The 18,369-nt window shown below is 62.1% G+C and carries 18 protein-coding genes; 7 read left to right on the top strand and 11 right to left on the bottom strand.

The window, feature by feature from the left end:
• On the bottom strand, positions 1 to 2,708 hold a 2,708-nt coding region (locus ABD928_RS15350), incomplete at its 3' end, for a TonB-dependent receptor (protein WP_345170106.1).
• Between the two features lie 277 nt (positions 2,709 to 2,985).
• Here ABD928_RS15350 and ABD928_RS15345 point away from each other — a divergent pair.
• The 4 genes from ABD928_RS15345 to ABD928_RS15330 are packed head-to-tail and all read left to right on the top strand — an operon-like array spanning position 2,986 to position 6,580.
• A complete protein-coding gene (locus ABD928_RS15345; RefSeq protein ID WP_187713965.1) occupies positions 2,986 to 4,338 on the top strand; it encodes an aromatic ring-hydroxylating oxygenase subunit alpha in 1,353 nt (450 codons plus the stop codon).
• 12 nt (positions 4,339 to 4,350) lie between these two features.
• Positions 4,351 to 4,644, top strand: a complete 294-nt coding sequence (locus tag ABD928_RS15340) for a putative quinol monooxygenase (RefSeq protein ID WP_187713964.1) — start codon at positions 4,351 to 4,353, stop codon at positions 4,642 to 4,644.
• Positions 4,641 to 6,284 (top strand): AMP-binding protein, encoded by a 1,644-nt coding sequence (locus tag ABD928_RS15335; RefSeq protein ID WP_345170104.1) that lies wholly within the window; start codon positions 4,641 to 4,643, stop codon positions 6,282 to 6,284. The genes ABD928_RS15340 and ABD928_RS15335 overlap by 4 nt, the downstream gene beginning before the upstream one ends.
• Positions 6,281 to 6,580 (top strand): putative quinol monooxygenase, encoded by a 300-nt coding sequence (locus ABD928_RS15330; protein ID WP_345170103.1) that lies wholly within the window; start codon positions 6,281 to 6,283, stop codon positions 6,578 to 6,580. The genes ABD928_RS15335 and ABD928_RS15330 overlap by 4 nt, the downstream gene beginning before the upstream one ends.
• On the opposite strand, the gene ABD928_RS15325 is transcribed toward ABD928_RS15330, so the two are convergent.
• From ABD928_RS15325 to ABD928_RS15290, 8 genes are all read right to left on the bottom strand, one after another.
• Positions 6,577 to 7,107 (bottom strand): VOC family protein, encoded by a 531-nt coding sequence (locus ABD928_RS15325; protein WP_345170102.1) that lies wholly within the window; start codon positions 7,105 to 7,107, stop codon positions 6,577 to 6,579. The two genes, ABD928_RS15330 and ABD928_RS15325, sit on opposite strands and share 4 nt — an antisense overlap.
• Entirely contained in the window at positions 7,104 to 8,465 is a 1,362-nt protein-coding gene (locus ABD928_RS15320) for a 2-oxo acid dehydrogenase subunit E2 (protein WP_345170100.1), read from the bottom strand. The genes ABD928_RS15325 and ABD928_RS15320 overlap by 4 nt, the downstream gene beginning before the upstream one ends.
• Positions 8,466 to 8,470: 5 nt before the next feature.
• On the bottom strand, positions 8,471 to 9,484 hold the full coding sequence (locus ABD928_RS15315; RefSeq protein WP_317617484.1) for an alpha-ketoacid dehydrogenase subunit beta: 1,014 nt from the start codon (positions 9,482 to 9,484) through the stop codon (positions 8,471 to 8,473).
• On the bottom strand, positions 9,484 to 10,458 hold the full coding sequence (locus ABD928_RS15310) for a thiamine pyrophosphate-dependent dehydrogenase E1 component subunit alpha (protein WP_223276146.1): 975 nt from the start codon (positions 10,456 to 10,458) through the stop codon (positions 9,484 to 9,486). The genes ABD928_RS15315 and ABD928_RS15310 overlap by 1 nt, the downstream gene beginning before the upstream one ends.
• Positions 10,455 to 11,783, bottom strand: coding sequence for an aromatic ring-hydroxylating oxygenase subunit alpha (locus tag ABD928_RS15305; protein ID WP_187713962.1), 1,329 nt, complete (start codon positions 11,781 to 11,783; stop codon positions 10,455 to 10,457). The genes ABD928_RS15310 and ABD928_RS15305 overlap by 4 nt, the downstream gene beginning before the upstream one ends.
• A gap of 16 nt (positions 11,784 to 11,799) precedes the next feature.
• Entirely contained in the window at positions 11,800 to 12,561 is a 762-nt protein-coding gene (locus tag ABD928_RS15300) for an SDR family NAD(P)-dependent oxidoreductase (protein ID WP_345170098.1), read from the bottom strand.
• 3 nt (positions 12,562 to 12,564) lie between these two features.
• Complete coding sequence (locus ABD928_RS15295) at positions 12,565 to 13,314, bottom strand: SDR family NAD(P)-dependent oxidoreductase (protein WP_345170096.1); 750 nt, start codon at positions 13,312 to 13,314, stop codon at positions 12,565 to 12,567.
• Positions 13,315 to 13,378: 64 nt separating this feature from the next.
• The gene (locus ABD928_RS15290) at positions 13,379 to 14,140 is read right to left on the bottom strand and encodes a glucose 1-dehydrogenase (RefSeq protein ID WP_345170095.1); all 762 of its coding nucleotides are present in this window, start codon (positions 14,138 to 14,140) and stop codon (positions 13,379 to 13,381) included.
• A 113-nt stretch (positions 14,141 to 14,253) separates the two neighbouring features.
• On the opposite strand from ABD928_RS15290, the gene ABD928_RS15285 reads away from it, so the two are divergent.
• Positions 14,254 to 14,889, top strand: coding sequence for a TetR/AcrR family transcriptional regulator (locus tag ABD928_RS15285; RefSeq protein ID WP_345170093.1), 636 nt, complete (start codon positions 14,254 to 14,256; stop codon positions 14,887 to 14,889).
• On the opposite strand, the gene ABD928_RS15280 is transcribed toward ABD928_RS15285, so the two are convergent.
• On the bottom strand, positions 14,886 to 15,614 hold the full coding sequence (locus ABD928_RS15280) for a ThuA domain-containing protein (RefSeq protein WP_187713961.1): 729 nt from the start codon (positions 15,612 to 15,614) through the stop codon (positions 14,886 to 14,888). The two genes, ABD928_RS15285 and ABD928_RS15280, sit on opposite strands and share 4 nt — an antisense overlap.
• Before the next feature lie 38 nt (positions 15,615 to 15,652).
• Between ABD928_RS15280 and ABD928_RS15275 the strand changes: the two genes are divergently transcribed.
• Positions 15,653 to 16,858, top strand: coding sequence for a CaiB/BaiF CoA transferase family protein (locus ABD928_RS15275; RefSeq protein ID WP_345170092.1), 1,206 nt, complete (start codon positions 15,653 to 15,655; stop codon positions 16,856 to 16,858).
• Here ABD928_RS15275 and ABD928_RS15270 read toward each other — a convergent pair.
• Positions 16,855 to 17,211, bottom strand: a complete 357-nt coding sequence (locus ABD928_RS15270) for a Zn-ribbon domain-containing OB-fold protein (protein ID WP_187713960.1) — start codon at positions 17,209 to 17,211, stop codon at positions 16,855 to 16,857. The genes ABD928_RS15275 and ABD928_RS15270 overlap by 4 nt on opposite strands.
• Positions 17,212 to 17,234: 23 nt before the next feature.
• Here ABD928_RS15270 and ABD928_RS15265 point away from each other — a divergent pair, with 23 nt between their 5' ends.
• On the top strand, positions 17,235 to 18,368 hold the full coding sequence (locus tag ABD928_RS15265; protein ID WP_345170090.1) for an acetyl-CoA acetyltransferase: 1,134 nt from the start codon (positions 17,235 to 17,237) through the stop codon (positions 18,366 to 18,368).
• The last annotated feature ends 1 nt before the right edge of the window (position 18,369 follow it).

The following is an 18,369-nucleotide window of genomic DNA, read 5'->3' as shown; positions in this document are numbered from 1 at the left end:
GCCGGAGGTGGCGGCGGTGGCGGAGGCGGCGGCACCGGGCAGGCATCCGTCGCCAGGATCACCGATCCATCGCCGCAGGTCTGAGGGGGCGGCGGCGGAGGGGGTGGCGGCGGCGGCGGCGGAGGCGGCGGTGGCGGCGGAGCAGCGCGCTCGGACGAGAAGTGAATACCGCCCTGGATGCCGAAGTAGCGCGGCGGGCCGTACTGGCTGTTGAGCCAGAGACCAGCGACGTTTTGCGACGCCGTGCGATACCTCTTGTCCGTCAGGTTCTGTCCAACCAGGCGGACGTAGTAACGATCGTCGAGGTCCGCCAATGTGATCGAAGCGTCGACCAAAGTCCGCGCGTTCAGGTACGTATTGCCAGCCGGGTCCGTAATCGACTGGGTGAACAGATTTCGGCTCTGATACGCCACTGTTCCGTCGAAGGTCAGGTCGAAGCTACCCAGCGGCACCCGATAGTTGGCGCCCAGGGTCCACTGCCACCGCGGCGCACGGTCGAGCGGCGAACTGGACAGGTCGTAGCCTGCGTTCGGTGCCGTGTATTCATCGTACTTGGCGTCCTGGAATCCGAGGACGCCTCGGAAGGTCAGGTTGCGGACCGGCTTGGCCGTGAGTTCCGCCTCAATGCCCTTCACCGTCGCCGCGGCAGCGTTGACGAAGATGGTCACCTGGTTGGGATTGCCGTTGACGATGATCGGAACGTTGAGCTGCTTTTGGAGATCCTTATATTTCACATAGAAGCCGGTCAGGTTGGCGCGCACGCGATGGTCCGCGAGATCTGTCTTGATGCCGACTTCATAGCTGCTCGCCGTTTCCGGCTTGGTTGCGCGCGCCGCCGTGCGGAACGCATCCAGATCGGTACCGAAAGCCGCGAATCCGCCGATCTGATCGTTGTATCCGCCGCCTTTGTAGCCGGTGGCATGGGTTGCATAGAGGAAGATGTCGTCGGTGGCCTGGTAACCGAGGCTGAGACGGTATGTGAGCTTCTTCGACTTGTCGGTCAGTTTGATGACGTTAGCCGAGTAGTTGTAGACGCTGGCATCCAGCGGCTCGTCGATAGTGATCGTCGGGTCGAAACCGCCTTCCAGTTCCGGGATGAAAACCTGCTGGCGTCCACGCCACGTCTTGTCGTCCCAGGTTTGGCGAACGCCGGCGGTAAAGGTCAGGCGGTCGGTGAACTTGTAGTTCCCTTCCGCAAAAACTGCCTTCGATGTCGCCTTTTGCGCGTTGCAGAGGATGTACGGCGTGTCGTTCCAATTCCCAAACGGAAGCGGACCCGAGACGAGGTCGAGGAAGCCAAGTAGCTGGGACACGCAGAAGTCCACGGTGTCGTGCTGGTAGAAGGCACCGGCAACGAACTGGAATGGCCCCTGCAAGTTGCTCGCGAACCGAAATTCCTGCTGGAACGTCTTGCGGTCGTCATCGCGGCTTGCGTCGAAGACCGATAGCCGCTGGCTATCTGCGGCCACGGCCGTCACGCCCGCGTAGGAATTCGGAAGCCGGGACGTCTGCTTGCGCCAGCCGGTCACCGACGTCAGTGTTCCGACGGGCGTCCGGTAATCGATGTTGGCGTAGAGGCCATTCACATTGATGCGCTGGATGTCGCGCTGGAACGTGTCGTCCCTCAGCGTGATGCCGCTGTTATTGAGCGGATCGCTGCTACCGTTTGGCACTTTCAAGCCCAGTAGATCGGTGAGGAACGGCACGGTCCCGGTGTAGATCTGATTCTCATTTACTGACGGAACCGTATCGGATCGATCCCGCAGCATCTCGTACTGGAACAGGGCCCTTAGGTTCGGCGTCGGCTCGATGAGCACCTTCGCACGGCCGTAGAAAACGTCCTTGCCGCCGACACGGCCGTCGTTGAGGCAGCCCTGAACGCCATCGAACTTCGACGGGAATGCCGGGTCGAATGCCGGTGTGTTCGGATCGTCGGAGAGATTATAGACGGGGCCGTAACACGCCTTGTTCTTGTAGTAGCCATCGCTCTTTTCATAACCGCCGACGAGCCTGACCGCGGCAATGTCGCCGAGCGGAATGTTGACCGCCCCCTTCACTCCGATCGAACCGAAGCTGCCGTAGGTCCACTCGCCCTGGGCAGAGGTCACGCCGAGCTCAGGCCGCTTCGTTCGCACGGTAACGGCGCCGCCTGAGCTATTCTTGCCGAACAACGTGCCCTGCGGTCCGCGCAGCACCTCGACCTGCGAAACGTCGAAGGTGTCCAGCAATTGGGTCTGGACCGAGGGCATGACGAAGTCATCGACGAGCACCACGACGGGCGGCTCGAAATAGACGATGATGTTGTTCTGGCCGACACCGCGCATCGCAAAGCTGGCAGCATTGAAGCCTGTGATGGTTTCGGCGGAAAAGTTGGGGACGAATACGGCAAGATCGCCGATATTGTCTGGATTACTCTGCGCGATCAGGTTCTGATCGATCGCCGAGACCGCGATGGGAGTGGTCTGCAGGTTTGAGTCCCGCCGAGTCGCCGTGATCACGATCTCGTTGATCTGGCCTTCGGTTGCGGCTTGCGCAGCCGGCTGTTGCTGATCGACTGCTGACGTCGCGGAGCCTGCCGGCGGCGCGTCGGCGGGTGGCGGCGGTTCGGTTGTCCCTCCTGCGGGAGCCTCCTGGGCATTGGCCGCAGCAGCAAGCATCGTGGCCATGGCGAAGGTCGCTATCGAAGTCGCGTATCGAGCCGAGCGCATCATGTTCTCCCCTATTCGCGTGCCCGGTGCATCAGCATGCCGCCCGACCGAGCCTCTCCCGTTTCCAAAGCTGGCACAGCCGTAAATAACAATCAATCATGTTTGTTTTTTTCTTGTCTCTGTGTGACAGTTTCTCCGCGGTCGGTTGCAGAGCGCAATTCGCTTCCTCTTGCCCCTATTGGAGATCGCTAAGAGAACCAAGCTTCGCAGGCTATTGAAAAACAGTCATGATTGTTTTTTAAAGGCCGTCCATTTCCGCGCAGAGGAGAGAGTCGCGATGGGTTTCGACTTCAATGGATGGGACATCCACGTCGGTTCGCCGCACCCATTCAATGATCGAGCTCCCCGGATCGACAACGGAACCGGGCGGCCTGATCCGAAGCGCTATTACGACAAGGACTGGATGCGCTCAGAATGGGACCGCGTTTGGACCCGAACCTGGTTGCTCGCTGCTGTGGAGTCCGACCTCCGCGAACCGGGCGATTTCGTAAAGTTCGACATTCTCGACGAAAGTTTCGTCGTCGTCCGCGACAAGAATGGATCGCTACGCGCCCACTACAATGTCTGCCCGCATCGCGGCAGCCAGCTGGTCCTCTCCGACTTCGGCTCGATCGACCAATTCACTTGCCCATTTCATAGCTGGCAGTTCGCGCTCGACGGGAACAACACCAAAGTAACCGACGCCGAGACGTTCGATCCAGACGTCCTTTGCCATGGCACGAATATGACCAGTGTCCGCTGCGAGAGCGCGGCCGGCCTCGTGTTCGTCTGCATAGACCCGGAAGCACCGTCGCTGACCGAGTATCTCGGGCCTCTCGTCGAGCAGCTCCAGCTCTACGACATCGGCTCGATGAACGTCATTCACCACAAGCAGTCGGAATGGGGAGCGAACTGGAAGGGCGGAGTGGATGCCTTTTACGAGCTCTACCATCTCCACTCGGTTCATCCGCAAACACAGGCGGTGATGGACGATCGGACGCAGATCGACCTCTATCCGAACGGAATGAGCCGACAGTTCGTGCCCTTCGCCCAGCCTAGTCCGCGCTTTCCGGATCAGACAACGGTGAACGCGGGCATCAAGATGATGCTGGCCGACGCGGGTATCGACCCAGAGTCTTTTTCGGGCACCGCGCAGGAGAGCCGGGCGGCGATCCAGGCAGCAAAGCGTGAGCGGGCCAAAAAGTACGAACTCGATTACGACAAGTTCAGCGATACGCAGCTAAGCGATTCCACCATCTACGGAATCTTCCCGAACGTGCAGATCGGTTGCCATCCGGAGGCGGTTTTCATCCACCGCTTCCTTCCGCACCCCACAAACGCGGAGCAGTTCACCTACGACAACATCATCGCGTTCCGGCACATCGACGCGCCCGGATACCGCGCTCCCGCCTGGATGGGCTTGTCAGACGATGTCGATACGACGGGAATGATCCGCCCCGACGTGTCTCGGGTACCGCTCGGAGTTCCCCCCGAGCTTGGCGAGGTGCTCGACCAAGACTCCGAACTGCTGCCGATCGTCCAGAAAGGTGCACGGTCACGCGGTTTTCGCGGGCCTCTGTGGAGCTACCAGGAAGGGCGTCTGCGGCACTTCCACGTTGAGCTCGACCGATACATTTCCGGCGAGAAATAGGGGCAAGTCAGTATGAGCTACACATTCCTTGCCCGCTTCCGGGTGAAACCCGATCACGACGCCGAATTCGCCGATCTCATTGACGCTATGGAAGCCAATGCGAAGGACGAACCCAAGACGCTCGAGTACAAGTTCTACCGTCTCGACGACAGCGGAGGATTTGCAGTGTTCGAGAGCTTCTCGGACGAAAGCGGCGATCAGGAGCACCGCGACAACCCAGCCAACGCGCCGATCATCGAGCGAATGATCGGATGCATGGAAGACGGCTATGAACGCGAATTCCTGCTCCCGGTGCGCAAGGCGTGAGCCTTCGGCCGTTCACGCTGGGCGAATTGCTGCGCCAAAGCGCGGCCGAAAACGGTGAACAGGACGCCCTAGTCTTCCCTTCGTCGCGCCAGTCTCACGCACAATTGAATGAAGCTGCCCGCCGCTGGGCGAAGGCGTTCATCGCCATGGGCGTGGAGCCGGGACAGAATATCGGCATCCTGCTTTCGACCCGTCCGGAGTTCGTCGAGCTGCTGTTCGGAGTTGCGATGGCCGGAGCCACCGCAGTTCCCGTCAATGCCCGTTATCAAGCGGGCGAGCTCGCATACCTGGTTAAAGACGCAGACCTCGTTGCCTTGGTTACAACCGGCAAAGTGGCCGACAGTCTCGATTTCGGCGCCCGCCTTCACTCAGCGCTTCCGAGTCTTGCAGTCGCAACAGACCCAAGGCAACTAAACCTCCCCGAGGCGCCCCTCCTCCGAACGATTGTGTGCGTCGATCCGCCGTGCACGGAAGGAATGCGCTCCGCCGCGGATGTCATCGCTGAAGGCCAACACGTGAGCGATGCCGAAGTGGACGCCCGGATCGATTCCGTAGACCCACAATCGATCGGTCTCATCCTCTACACTTCGGGAACGACGGCAAATCCCAAGGGGTGCATGATCCGGCATCGCGGGATCGTAGGGAACAGTCGCAACCTTGCCGACCGTTACCGCATCGAAGCCGGCGATCGCTTCTGGTCGCCGCTCCCGATCTTCCACATCGCCGGCATCCTGCCGATGGTCGCGTCGATCGACCGCGGCGGCGCCTATCTGACCATTCCGGCATTCGATCCGGCGGTAGCGCTCGAGATGCTCGAGAATGAACGCGCGACCCATGCCTACCCCTGCTTCGTCACGATCATGCAGGACCTGATCGAGCATCCGCGCTTCCAGACGACCGACCTGTCGAGCGTTCGCCTGATGAACAGCAATTTCGCGGTTCAGCCTGACTGGATCCGCGAAAAGATGCAGGCGGCGATGCCGCACACGACGCAAGTGGGCACATATGGGCTGACGGAAGGATCCGGCACCATTTGCACCAGCCGGCCTGACGATCCCTACGAACTGCGCGTCTACCGGTTAGGCGTTCCTCTCGATGATTGGGAAGTGAAGATCTGCGATCCCGAATCAGGGGAAGAATTGGCTGTCGGCGAGAGGGGCGAGATCGTTGCCCGTGGACCCAACATGCTCGCTGGCTACTACAACGCTCCCGAAAAGACCCGCGAGACGATCGACGCCGACGGCTGGATGCACACCGGCGACATCGGCTCGATCGATGAGCACGGCCACATCATGTTCCACGGCCGCACCAAGGACATGCTCAAGGTGGGTGGCGAGAATGTTGCCGCGGCCGAGATCGAGGGCGTTCTTCAGTCGCACCCGGCGGTGAAGTTGGCTCAGGTCGTGGGCATCCCCCACCCTCGCTACGTCGAGGTACCGGCAGCGTTCGTCGAATTGACCGGCGGCGCGCAGGTCGGCGAGGCTGAACTTCTCCAGCACTGCGAGGGAAAGCTGGCTCGCTTCAAGATTCCGCGTGCCATTCGGTTCGTGACGGAATGGCCAATGTCGACATCCAAGATCCAGAAATTCCGGCTCCGCGACAGGCTCGTCGAGGAACTGGCGCAAGGAGCAGATGCATGAGTGAAGCGCGGTCGTTCATTGCCAAGCTGGTGGTCAAGCCGGAACGTCGCGATGAGTTCGTGAACCTTCAATCGGAGCTCAAAGGCCTGGTCCACGCGCAGGAGCCGGATGCACTGGTCTACGAGCTGCTGCAGTCCGACGACGATCCCAACACCTTCTTCTGTGTCGCGACGTTCAAGGATCAGGGGGCGTTCGATCACCACATGGGGATCGACTTCCACGATCGCCTCGTTCCGCCGATCCTCGATTGCCTCGCCCAGGACATGGAGCTCAGCTTCCACCGCTCCCTGAGCTAGCTCATCTCCCGCCACGGCGTGCGGTGATCCCAATCCTCAGCGGCGCTGCGCACGGCACCGAAGAAACGGTGCATCTCGGGCATGTCGGGAAGCACCTCAACCATGAAGCCGCCTGCTGCCGTCGTATCGACGTAGGTGAAATCGATGTTTCCGAAGCGGCCGCTTGATGCGGTCGGAAAGCCGAGCGCGTTGTAGCGAGCGGTTTCCTCGAATACGTCCGGCACGATCACCGCGACATGATGGAATGCCATTCCGCCGGGCGGTCCGTCGGGAAATATGTCGCGATAAACCGACGGCGTCTGGTCGTGTTGCTCGACCAACTCAATCTGCACGTCGCCGGCCTGAGTGAGGCAAAGGCTGAAGTCCGTTCGCTGCGGGACACCGCGATGATGCGGCACGTCGAGCTGGATATGCCGGATCATAAGGAAGGGGCCGACCTGCATGGACTGTGACAGGCGCTCGGCGGCCGCCTCCAGGCTATCGACGACCCACGCCATCTGAACCACGCGTGCTCCAGGCAGAATCATAAGCGCTCCGGATGTTCGATCAGCTTGGCCAGCGCCGCCAGGAACCGCGCGCCGTCGGCGCCGTCAATGGCACGGTGGTCGCAGCTCAAGGACAAGTGCAGCACGGGAACGATGCGGATCGCGCCGTCGTCGTCGATCGGCTCCGGACGTGCCGCGCCGACGGCGAGGATCGCGCCCTGCGGCGGATTGATGATCGCGTCGAACTGCTCGACTCCATAGGGGCCGAGGTTGCTCAGCGAGAAGCTCCCGCCCTCGATTTCTTCCTGCTTGAGTTTCGATGATCGAGCGCGCGCGGCGAGGTCTCCAACCGCCTCACGGATCTGCTCGACCGACAGCGATTCCGCTGAGCGAAGGACCGGCGTCAGCAGCCCTTTGTTGGTCGCTACGGCAATGGCGATGTCGGCCGTCGGAATGCGGTGAATCTCCGTGCCGCGGACCTGGATGTTGACCTCCGGCACTTCGCGTAGCGCGAGCGCGACGGCACGCGTCAGGTAATCGTTGACGCTTCCCCGGCGACCGGCTGCCTCCCGCGCCGAAAGCAGACGATCCGCACGAACCCGGCGGCGCAGATAGAAATGCGGGATCGTTTGTTTCGCTTCGGTCAGCCGACGGGCGATCGCTTTGCGCATCGGCGACATGGCGACAATCTCGATTTCACCGCTCGGTGCGGCTGCTCCGGCACCTGCGGCAGAAAGGACATCGTCCTTGCAGATGCGGCCGCGCGGCCCCGTTCCTTTGAGAGCTTTCAGGTCCACGCCGTGCCTTGCCGCCAGCCGGCGCGCCATCGGAGAAGCGAAGCCATTGCCTTCGCCCTGCGCGTCGAAGGGACCCTTCAACTGCGGATCAGCCGGCGGACGCAGGGCCTGCTCGACGTCTTGCAGCATGATCCTTCCGCCGCGGCCGCTGCCCGCAATAGATGAAACGTCCAGGTGCCCAGACTCGGCCCGGGCACGTGCGGCCGGGCTGATGGCCAGACTGTCATCGATTTGCGGAGCTGCTGGCGGTACTTCGGTCTCGGCCGCTGCTTCGGCGATCATGTCCTCGGTGTCGCTCGCCGCCATGCGTGCATCGGCCGGACGGAAGGCAGCGATAAATGCATCGACCTCGGCGCTAGGCTCGTCGTCGCCATACACCGCCAGCAAGGCACCAACTGGCAAAGTCTCCCCCTGCTGTGCGACGATGCGCACGAACTTGGCGTCGGCCTCGGCTTCGACCTCGTTCGTGATCTTGTCGGTCTCGATGAGCGCAATGACCTCACCGCGCGCGAACGGCTTTCCCTCCTCGACGGACCATTCACCGATCATGCCTTCCGACATTTCGATGCCCCACTTGGGCATGGTGAAAGCCTTGAGCGGCATCGATCCTAGCTCCGGAAGGCGAGCGCCTTGCGCACCGCCTCCTCGACCTTCTGCGGAGACGGCAGCCAGGCTCGCTCCAGCTCTCGCGCGAACGGGATCGGCGTGTGGGGTGCGGTCACCAGTTCCGGTGGCGCCTTGAGCGACGAGAACGCCTTGGCAGTGACCAAGGCAGAAATGTCGGCGGCCAGGCTGCACCGCGGCGGGCTTTCGTCGACGACGACCAGACGGCCCGTTTGCTCGACGCTGTCGAGGATCGTCTCTTCGTCGAGCGGGCTGGTGGTGCGGAGGTCGATGACGTCGCAACCGATCCCGTCGGCCGCCAGCTTGTCCGCAGCCTTCTCCGAAAAGTTCACCATACGGCCGCAAGTCACGATCGTGACGTCGCCGCCCTCGCGCGTGAGGCGGGCGTGGCCGAACGGAACGCGATGTTCGCCCTCAGGCACCTCGCCCTTCACGCCGAACATTGCCTTGTGCTCGAAGAAGAGCACCGGATCGTCCCCACGGATCGCCTCCGTCAGCAAGCCTTTCGCGTCGGCCGGTGTCGCCGGCAAAGCGATCTTCAGGCCGGGCATGGAGGTCATCATCGCGTAGACCGACTGGCTGTGCTGGGCGGCCGCGTTCATTCCGGCGCCGTAGATTAGCCGGATCACGGCGGGGCACTTGGTCTTGCCTCCGAACATGTATCGGAACTTGGCCATCTGGTTCCAGATCTGGTCGAGGCTGACGCCAACGAAGTCGGCGAACATCAGCTCGGCGATCGGTCGCTTGCCCGCTAGCGCCGCGCCCGCGGCGGCACCGACGATCGCGCTTTCGCTGATCGGCGTATCGATGACCCGGCCGGGGCCGAATTTCGCGTAGAGCCCGCCCGTGGCGCCCCAAATGCCCCCGATGGCTTCCGGCCCGCCAGCGGTTCCCATGCCGCCGACGATATCCTCGCCAAGCGCGATGACGGTCTCGTCGCGCTCCATCTCCTCGGCGATCGTGCGATTGATCGCCTCGCGGATCGACATCACCGCCATCAGTAGCTCACGTACACGTCTTCGAGGACGGCCTCCGGCGGAGGCGGCGGCGCAGCTTTTGCTTCGGCGGTGGCCTCGTCGATAAGCGTGCCGACTTCGCCATCAATCACATCCACATCGTCCGCGGAAATGTCGGCGAACTCTCGGACGCGGCTTCGGAAGGCCTTCAGGCAATCTCGGCTCTCACGAATGCGGTCGAGCTCGCCCGGTCCGCGATAGCGTTGGGGATCGCCCTCGAAGTGGCCGTAGAAGCGCTCCGTATCCAGCTCGATTGCCGCAGGTCCGCCCCCGCCACGGACATGGTCGAGAAGGTCGCGCATGGCTTCGAAGGTCGAAAAGAAATCGCAGCCGTCGGCGCGCCACGCCTTCATACCGAACGCCTCCGCCCGGCTGGCAATGTCGTTCGACGTTCCGACCGAATAGTCGACGCCCGTGTGCTCCGAATAATGATTATTCTCGAACACGAAGACGGCCGGGACCTTAAGGACGACGGCCAGGTTCATCGCCTCGAACGTGGTGCCCTGGTTGCAGGCGCCGTCGCCGGAGAAGGCGACCGAGACCTTTCCCCTTCCGTCGAGCTTGGCACTGATTGCCGCTCCGACGGCGATGGGAGCACCCGCTCCGACGATGCCATTTGCGCCCAGCATGCCGATGGAAATGTCAGCGATGTGCATGGAGCCGCCCTTGCCTTTGCACAGGCCGCCGGCGCGTCCGTAGATCTCCTGCATCATCGCTTTGACGTCGCAGCCTTTGGCGATGCAGTGCCCATGCCCGCGGTGCGTGGAGACGATGTAATCGTCGTCGGCGAGGTGATGGCAGACGCCCACCGCCGCGGCCTCCTGCCCGCAGTAGAGATGGGTGAAGCCGGCGATCTCTCCCGTCTTTATTTCGTCGTGAAGCCGCTCCTCGAAGGCACGGATCGTCGCCATCCTGCGGTAGGCGGTCAGGAGATCGTCCCTGCCGAGCTGACTCATTGTACGCCCCCCTTGGCGAGATAGTCGTCCAGGACCTTGTGGAAGTGGCGGATGCGGAGCTCCTGGTCGCCGATCCACAGGCCCGGGAAACCGGACGAATGCATGCCCTTCTGCACGTTGGGCAGGTTGAAAGCGTCCTGGTCGAGCACGAGGCCGATCGACTTGTCACCATGCTTGAAATGCTGGTGCTTCGGCCGGCGATATTCGCGCTCCGGGTCGTCCTTTTCGGCGTCCGGAAGCTCGAAAACCCAGATGTCGTAAAGCATCTTGTCGGGGTCGTCCGGGTGCGGCCGCTGACGGAACAGCATCAGGTCGTCGGCATGAGTGTTCAGCGTGACGTTCGGGAAGATCGTGTAGTGGTAATCGTCGGTCAGTTGATCGTCGTTTAGCTCGGAATAGTCGCGGCCCTTCTTGTGGCCGAACTTGCGCATGTGACGCTGGATCGCCTTCCGGATCCCGGTCATTGGACCTTCGTAATCGGCCGGGTCCATGCCGGCCTTTTCCATCATGAACTGGATCGGCGGCGGGATCTGCGAAGGTAGCGCCTTGCGCGGGCTGATCGTCCCGAACGGGATCAAATAGCGATTGTGCTTCCCGAAACAGTCGATCTGCAGATTGACGTCGTCGAGGTACCACATCAGCTGCGGGTGAATGCCCTGGACGTGATAGCTTTCGTTGAAAGCGTCGACGCTCGCTTTCCAGTTGCAGTTCCATTCGACGGTGATGTCGCGCACCCACCGCATCCGCTCGAAATGATACGGCGACAAGTGCGCATTCACCGGGTCGAGATAGTCGGCCAGCGGCTCGGCATCGGGGTTCAATGAGAACCAGACGAAGCTTCCCCACTCGCCTGCGGGAAGCGCTTGGATGCGGCCGCCCGGCGGGCAGCCCTGCGGGAAGCTGGAGAGGTCCGGAATGTGCTCGATGCTGCCGTCGAGGCCGTAGGTCCAGTGATGGTACATGCACTGGAATTTCTCGGCATTGCCGAGACCTTCGGGACGAAGACGGTTGCCGCGGTGGAGGCAGACGTTGTGAAACGCCTTCACCGAGCCATCGGGCTGCCGGACGATGAGGACACTTTCCTTGCCGATGTCGGTGCAGATATAGTCGCCGGACTCAGGCATGTCGTCGCTTCGGCCGGCGAGCAGCCACACCTTCGTCCAGACATGTTCCCACTCGAGCGCCATGAATTCTCGGCTGAAGTATCGATCGGCGGGAATGACGTCGTAGCCGAGCTCAGGGTCGGGCACCTTCTCGACGGGCGTGCCATTGCCCGCGACGGCGGGACTGACCCGCTCGATCTTGACCTCCCGCTTGACGTCCACCGTGGCCGCCCGCGTCCTAGAAGTGCGTACGGTTGGTGAAGCCGCCGTCGACGATCAGGTGCGATCCGTTCACCCAGCTGGCGGCTGGCGATGCGATGAACGCAACGCAGCGTGCGATCTCGTCCGGCTTACCGAAGCGCCCGAGGGGCTGCTGCCTCAGCGTCGCTTCGTAGAACTTGGTCATCGTATCCTTGATCATCTCCCAATTGCCGCCCTCGAACTCGATCGGGCCCGGTGAGACCACGTTGACCCTGATCCCGTCCTTTCCATGGGCGAGCGCCAGCTGCTTGCCCCAAGTCACAAGCGAGGCCTTCATGGCATTGTAAGGCTGTGGCCCCCCCATGGCTTCGCCGGCTGAGGTCGTGGCGATCAGGACGATCGATCCCGACTGACGCTTGACCATGTGCGGCAAGACGAGGTCGACCGCGCGCACCGGGCCAAGCACGTCTACCTCGAATGCCTTCTCCCAATATTTCTCGCTGCCGAGGCCCCCGCCGGCAGAGGTAATCGGAATGAGGATGTCGCAGCCTTCCAGCTGCTCGACCGCCTTTTCCAGCCATTTCCGGTATGCATCCGGCTTCTTCACATCGACGGCGCCGCCGACAACGCGGGTGTCGTACCGTTTGAGGTTCGCCACGCTGTCCTTGACCGCGTCTGAGCTGCGCGCGCTGATGGCGAGCTCGCACCCCTCACGAGCGAGCACTTCGGCGATGGCGTAGCCAATGCCGCGTGCTCCACCGACGATGATCGCTTTCTTGCCTGCGAGCCCTAGGTCCATTCGCTATCCCCTGAGTTCCGCACCGGTCGGGAGACGCAGCAACTGAGCGCCGCCTGAGACTGCGATCGTCTCGCCGGTAGTAAAGCAATCGTCGGACGCGAGCCATGCAACGGCCGAAGCGACCTGAGCAGGCTCGGTCAGCTGACCGAGCGCCGTTTCATTCTTGTAGATTCCGGCGATCCGTTCATCGGCAAGGAATGCCTCGGTCATCGGCGTCCGCGTGAAGCCTGGAGCCACTGCATTGACCCGGATCGAGCGCGGCCCGAACTCGAGCGCTGCGATGCGAACGATATGTTCGAGCGCAGCCTTGGCCCCCGCATAGGCTGCGAGACCCGTGCCTGGCACTCGCGCTGTCAGCGACGAAAACAGGATTATCGAACCGCCGTCGCCCATGCGCGCGACCGCATGTTTCATGAAAAGGAGGTTGCCAGTCACGTGAAGCGCAAACTGAGCCTCGACCCGTTCGCGCTTGATCTTGGCGATTGAGCCGACGTCCGTTGTCCCGGCGGTGTTGATCCCGACGTCGAGAGGACCAGCGGCATCGATCATTGCCTCGATGCTGTCTTCATTCGTGACGTCACAGGTCAGGACATCGGCGTCGATCTCCGCGGCGAGCTTTTCGAGCGGCTCGCGACGGCGGCCCGCGACCACAACGGAAAAGCCGTCTTGAGCGAGACGCCGGGCAACGGCTTCACCGATCCCCCCCTCACTCGATGCGCCAAGCACCAATGCGCGCTTCTGCCTATCTGCCATTGCCCCGCTGCTACGCTGAAACTTTGCGGTCGTTCAATAGAAAACAAACAAGCATGACTGTTTTTTATCCGGCAGGTGTAATGATCAGGCCGTTGTCGATCAGAATCTCCGAGCCGGTGACGAAACGCGATTCGTCGGACGCGAGGTAAAGGATGAGGTTGGCGACGTCTTTGGGTGCTCCGATAGCGCCCGATGGCAGAACGCCTTCCGGAACTGCCTGCTCCTGCCCGGGGCGGCCCATTGCCCCCTGGATCATGGGCGTCTCGATCGATGCCGGATGGACCGAATTGCACCGAATGCCGTAGCCCTTCTGCTGGCAGTGAATGGCGATCGACTTGGTCATCGACCGCACCGCGCCTTTCGCGGCAGAGTAGGCGAAGAAGGGCGGATAGCCGAGATGGCTGGCGGTCGAGCTCATGTTGATGATCGACCCGCCACCCGACTTCACGATCAGCGGAATGGCATATTTGCAACCGAGGAAAACGCCCTCGTTCATGACCGCTTGCACCTTCCGGAATTGCTCGAGCGTCGTCTCCTCCGGATCCGCGACCACGACGATGCCGGCGTTATTCACGAGAATGTTCAGGCCGCCGAACCTTCGCTCAACCTCGGCCAGTACGGATTTCCAATCTTCCTCCGAAGCAACGTCGTGGCGAAGGGCAATGGCTTGGTCACCGATCTCGTCAGCGACCTTTTGAGCGGCCTCTAGATTGACGTCTGTCACCGCAACCTTGGCGCCCTCTTCCGCCAATCTCCGGCAATCAGCGGCACCGAGACCCGATCCCCCGCCGGTTACCAGGGCAACCTTTCCTTCGACGCGTCCCATCGACCGCTTTTCCTCCCTCAGAACATGCTTCTATAAGGCGGCATCCCGACTTGACTTGTCAAAGCAAAAACAATCATGCTTGTTTTTTTTACGAGCTCGGCCTTGGAGAAATCATGGCTCGCACCGCGTTGAAACCCGCCGCTTCGAAGAGCGCATTCGAGCCTACGCAGCAGGCACTGAAGAGCGCCCAGACGCGCGCGCGCCTGATCGAATCCACCATCCGCTGCCTCGTGAAATTCGGCTATTCCGGCACGACCACGCCAAAGGTCGCAGCCGAGGCCGGGCTCTCGCGCGGTGCCATGCTCCATCACTTCGAGAACGGTGGCGCCTTGATGCAGGCGACGATCGCAGAATTGCTCGACCGGCGGTTGCGCGCATTCCGCAGAGCGGCGGCTAGTCCGGGCAGCGACGTACGCACGCTGGTTCGGACGTACTGGAAGCAGTTGCTGAGCCCCGCGTTCGTCGCTTTCGTCGAGCTCGCAATTGCCGCTCGTACAGACAACAATCTGGCCCGCATCCTCGAGCCTGCTCAGGCAGAGTTCCGCGCCCGCTGGTACGAGTTGGCCGTTCAGCTCTTCCCGCAGTGGCAGCAGGATCGCAAGGCCTTCGACCTCGCGCTTGCCCTCACCCAGAACACCGTCGAAGGCATGGCCATCAACCGTCTCATCCACGGTTGCGACGAAGCCATGATCGATCCCGTGCTCGAGAATCTCGAAGCACAGATCATCGCGCTCCGTCCCCAGGACTAGATTTGCCGGTCGAACCCCCAGCGAATTCCGCGGCGGAGGATTTCCGCAAACTCCGGGTAATCCCAGCTGCAGCGCTGTGGATGCGGCCAGAAGTTCGACAGCGGCCTAAGGTCGTAGTGCCCGCGGCAATGGCCAAGCGTGCAGTAAAGGATCGCGCCCTCCCCGACTTGGCGAAGGTAAAGGATCGGTACGTCCTGAGCCGCCTGGTCCGCCTCCGCGAAATCAGGACACGCGCCGCCTTCGAAACGGCTATGCATCAGGACGTCGACGTCCGCTATTCGCTCCGACAAATAAAGTTCGTCGAGGGTCGAAAAGTCGCGCATCCCGGCGGTGAGCGGATGATCGCGGCTGATCCGGACCTTGAACGGCTCGATCGGCGGATGCCCGACGAAGCGGGTGCCGAGCAGCTTCATGAAGTCCGGAGCAATATCCGGTGTGATCGCCCCGTCTTTATCGAACTGAATCACGCTGTTGGTGCCGTGAAGCGCGAGCCAGCGCCCTCCCCGCTCCAGGAACGACGTCAGACCGGCAACCTGCTCATCGGTCGGTACGACATCGCAGGTGTAGGTGATCAAAAGACTGCAATCGACAAGCCGCTCGAGATCGCCGTAATCGATTGCGACAGTGGTCCGAATTTCCGGGATCTCGGCAAGCAGCTTCAACAGCTCAAGGCGCGCGAAATCGATGTCGTGATATTTGCCCGCCGCAACCAGATGCACCTGCATCAGGACTCTCCCTTGCCCGTACGCGCGAGACTAGGCTGATGGCGGGGCGCGGCAAGGGCCCACTGGCGGGCGTGCGGGTTCTTGATCTCACCAGCGTGCTGATGGGGCCTTACGCGACTCAGATCTTCGCAGACCTCGGTGCTGACGTCATCAAGGTCGAGGATCCCAAGGGTGACACCACCCGCTTCCTTCCGCCGGGCCCTGAGGCCGGTCGCGGTGCCATGTTCATCAATCTGAACCGGGGAAAGCGCAGCCTGGCGCTCGATCTCAAGCAACCGGCAGCGCGCGAAGCCTTGTTGCGCCTTGCCGCAGATGCGGACGTTTTTCTGCATTCGATGCGTGCCGGTGCGATCAAGCGGCTGGGCCTCGACTATTCCGCGGTAAGTGAGGCAAACCCCCAAATCATCTACGCCAACCTCTACGGTTTTGGACGCGCGGGACGGTATCGTGACTACCCTGCCTATGATGACATCGTGCAGGCGGCTGCTGGCTTGGCCGACCTCCAGTCACGACTGAACGGCGGCGAACCGGCATATTTGGCCACCGTCGTTGCCGACAAGGTTGCCGGACTGACCGCAGCCTACGCCATTGCGGCCGCGCTATTTGCCCGAGAGAAGGGCGCCGGCGGGCAAGAGATCGAAGTCCCGATGTTTGAGACCCTGGTCAGTTTCACCTGTGCCGAGCACCTGAGCGGAAGTCTGTTTGACCCGCCGCTTGGCCCGCCCGAATACCCTCGCGTCGTCTCCGCGGAGCGTCGTCCATACCGCACGGCTGATGGCTACATTGGAGTGATGATCTACACCGACCGTCACTGGCAGTCATTCTTTGACGCGATCGGAAACCCCGAGTGGTCGCGGGATCCGATGTTCAAGACCATCGCGGATCGGACTCACAACATCGGCACCGTGCTTGGCCGCCTCGCCGACGTGATGCGGCAGCGAACCAACGACGAATGGATGGAGTTATTTAAGACCGCGCAAATTCCGGCGATGCCGATCCACAGCATGACGGACCTGCTGCACGACCCGCATCTCGAAGAGGCAAGTTTCTGGAAGGAGCGCGAGACCGCCTCGGGCAAGATGCGCTTCCCGGGCATTCCCACGGATTTCTCGGTGACGCCGGGGGAGATTGGGGAGCCCGGTCCGGCGCACGGAAGCGACGGCGCGGCGATCCTTTCGGCGGCAGGATTCGCCGATCAGGAAATCGCGTCGCTGAAAGCGAGCGGAGCGCTCTGCGGATGCTAGGCCGGTTCGAACAACAGAATCGCGTTTGTTCCGCGCCCGCGAATTGTCGCCCGGACCGGCATGCCGATGTGAATCTGATTTGGGGCAACACCAACGACGTTGCTCATGACCCGAACTTCCTCGGCGAGATCGACCAGGACGACCGCGTAAGCATCCTCCGGTGGACGCGGGTTCACGACTGTAACCGAATGGACGACGCCCTCTCCGGACGCCGAGACCCACTCCCAGTCGCGATCGCCCGTCCCAGGCTCAGCAACCCGTGGAGGGAAGAAGACCCTACCGCTGGCGATCGCACGCTGGAGACGAAATTCCCCGCGACCAAGCGCTTCGCGCCACTGCTGCTCCGGCCCCATGATCTTGATCTATGGAGCGGGCAGTGACTCGCGGCAAGACGGCGGTCGTTGGAGCTGCGACCCACGGGATCGGCGAGTGCCCCGGTGAGTCCTCGCTGGAAATGGCAGCGACGGCGGGGCTGAAAGCACTGCTCGACGCAGGCGTTGAACTGAGCGAAGTCGACGCCCTGTTCATTTGCCTGCCCGACGACATGTTCGCGGGTCTCAGCTTGGCCGAGCATCTGGGGGTCCATCCGAAATTCACCGATTGCAACCGGACCGGGGGTTCTGCGCCGGTAAGTCATCTGATTACGGCGGCGGCGATGCTCGAGGCCGGAGAAATCGACGTCGCCTTGCTGGCCTACGGTTCCAACCAGCGCAGCAGCGGCGGGAAGCTTTCGACCCCGGCCCGCCCATCCCCGTATGAGGCACCCTATCGACCGCTCTTCCCGGCCAGTGGCTACGCTTTGGCCGCCGCCCGGCACATGCACGAATTCGGAACCACGCGCGAAGATCTCGCTGCCGTGGCGGTGGCGGCTCGCCAGTGGGCCAACCGAAATCCCGAAGCATTCGCGACGGGCGATCTGACGATCGACGATTGCCTCGCCTCGCGCATGATCACTTCACCCCTTTCGAAGAGCGACTTCTGCCTGGTCACCGACGGTGCTGCCGCGATCGTCCTCACCCGCTCAGACCGTGCGAGGGACTCCAGACCGAAGGCCGTCTCGCTTCTGGGAGCCGCCGCAGCAACTTCGCATCACCACATTACCAGTATGCCGGACCTGACCATGACGGCCGCGTCAGAATCCGGGCCCCGAGCGATGCAGCAGGCTGGCATTTCCCCTTCAGACGTGGACGTCGTCCAGCTCTACGACGCCTTCACCATCAACACGATCCTGTTCCTCGAGGATCTTGGCTTTTGCGCGAAGGGTGAAGGCGGTTCGCTCGTCTCGAGCGGGGCCATCGCTCCTGGTGGAACCCTGCCGGTCAACACCAACGGTGGCGGACTCTCATGCGTGCATCCTGGCATGTACGGCCTGTTCGCGATCGTCGAGAGCGTTCGACAGCTGCGCGGCGATGCGGCCAGCCCAATTCCCGGCGCCGAGATTGCGCTTGCTCATACCAACGGCGGAACCCTGTCCAGTCAGGCAACCGCAATTTTCGGTCTTGCGGCCTAGA

This window comes from Sphingomonas daechungensis, from assembly GCF_039543105.1.
GTDB lineage: Bacteria > Pseudomonadota > Alphaproteobacteria > Sphingomonadales > Sphingomonadaceae > Sphingomicrobium > Sphingomicrobium daechungense.
Note: the sequence above shows the minus strand (reverse complement) of the source record. Positions and strands in the feature narration are given on the sequence as shown.

Bases quoted from the DNA above. Each gene is read 5' to 3' on its own strand.
- ABD928_RS15345 (WP_187713965.1), top strand. From the start codon at position 2,986: ATGGGTTTCGACTTCAATGGATGGGACATCCACGTCGGTTCGCCGCAC.
- ABD928_RS15340 (WP_187713964.1), top strand. From the start codon at position 4,351: ATGAGCTACACATTCCTTGCCCGCTTCCGGGTGAAACCCGATCACGAC.
- ABD928_RS15330 (WP_345170103.1), top strand. From the start codon at position 6,281: ATGAGTGAAGCGCGGTCGTTCATTGCCAAGCTGGTGGTCAAGCCGGAA.
- ABD928_RS15325 (WP_345170102.1), bottom strand. From the start codon at position 7,107: ATGATTCTGCCTGGAGCACGCGTGGTTCAGATGGCGTGGGTCGTCGAT.
- ABD928_RS15320 (WP_345170100.1), bottom strand. From the start codon at position 8,465: ATGCCGCTCAAGGCTTTCACCATGCCCAAGTGGGGCATCGAAATGTCG.
- ABD928_RS15315 (WP_317617484.1), bottom strand. From the start codon at position 9,484: ATGGCGGTGATGTCGATCCGCGAGGCGATCAATCGCACGATCGCCGAG.
- ABD928_RS15310 (WP_223276146.1), bottom strand. From the start codon at position 10,458: ATGAGTCAGCTCGGCAGGGACGATCTCCTGACCGCCTACCGCAGGATG.
- ABD928_RS15300 (WP_345170098.1), bottom strand. From the start codon at position 12,561: ATGGACCTAGGGCTCGCAGGCAAGAAAGCGATCATCGTCGGTGGAGCA.
- ABD928_RS15295 (WP_345170096.1), bottom strand. From the start codon at position 13,314: ATGGCAGATAGGCAGAAGCGCGCATTGGTGCTTGGCGCATCGAGTGAG.
- ABD928_RS15290 (WP_345170095.1), bottom strand. From the start codon at position 14,140: ATGGGACGCGTCGAAGGAAAGGTTGCCCTGGTAACCGGCGGGGGATCG.
- ABD928_RS15285 (WP_345170093.1), top strand. From the start codon at position 14,254: ATGGCTCGCACCGCGTTGAAACCCGCCGCTTCGAAGAGCGCATTCGAG.
- ABD928_RS15280 (WP_187713961.1), bottom strand. From the start codon at position 15,614: ATGCAGGTGCATCTGGTTGCGGCGGGCAAATATCACGACATCGATTTC.
- ABD928_RS15275 (WP_345170092.1), top strand. From the start codon at position 15,653: ATGGCGGGGCGCGGCAAGGGCCCACTGGCGGGCGTGCGGGTTCTTGAT.
- ABD928_RS15270 (WP_187713960.1), bottom strand. From the start codon at position 17,211: ATGGGGCCGGAGCAGCAGTGGCGCGAAGCGCTTGGTCGCGGGGAATTT.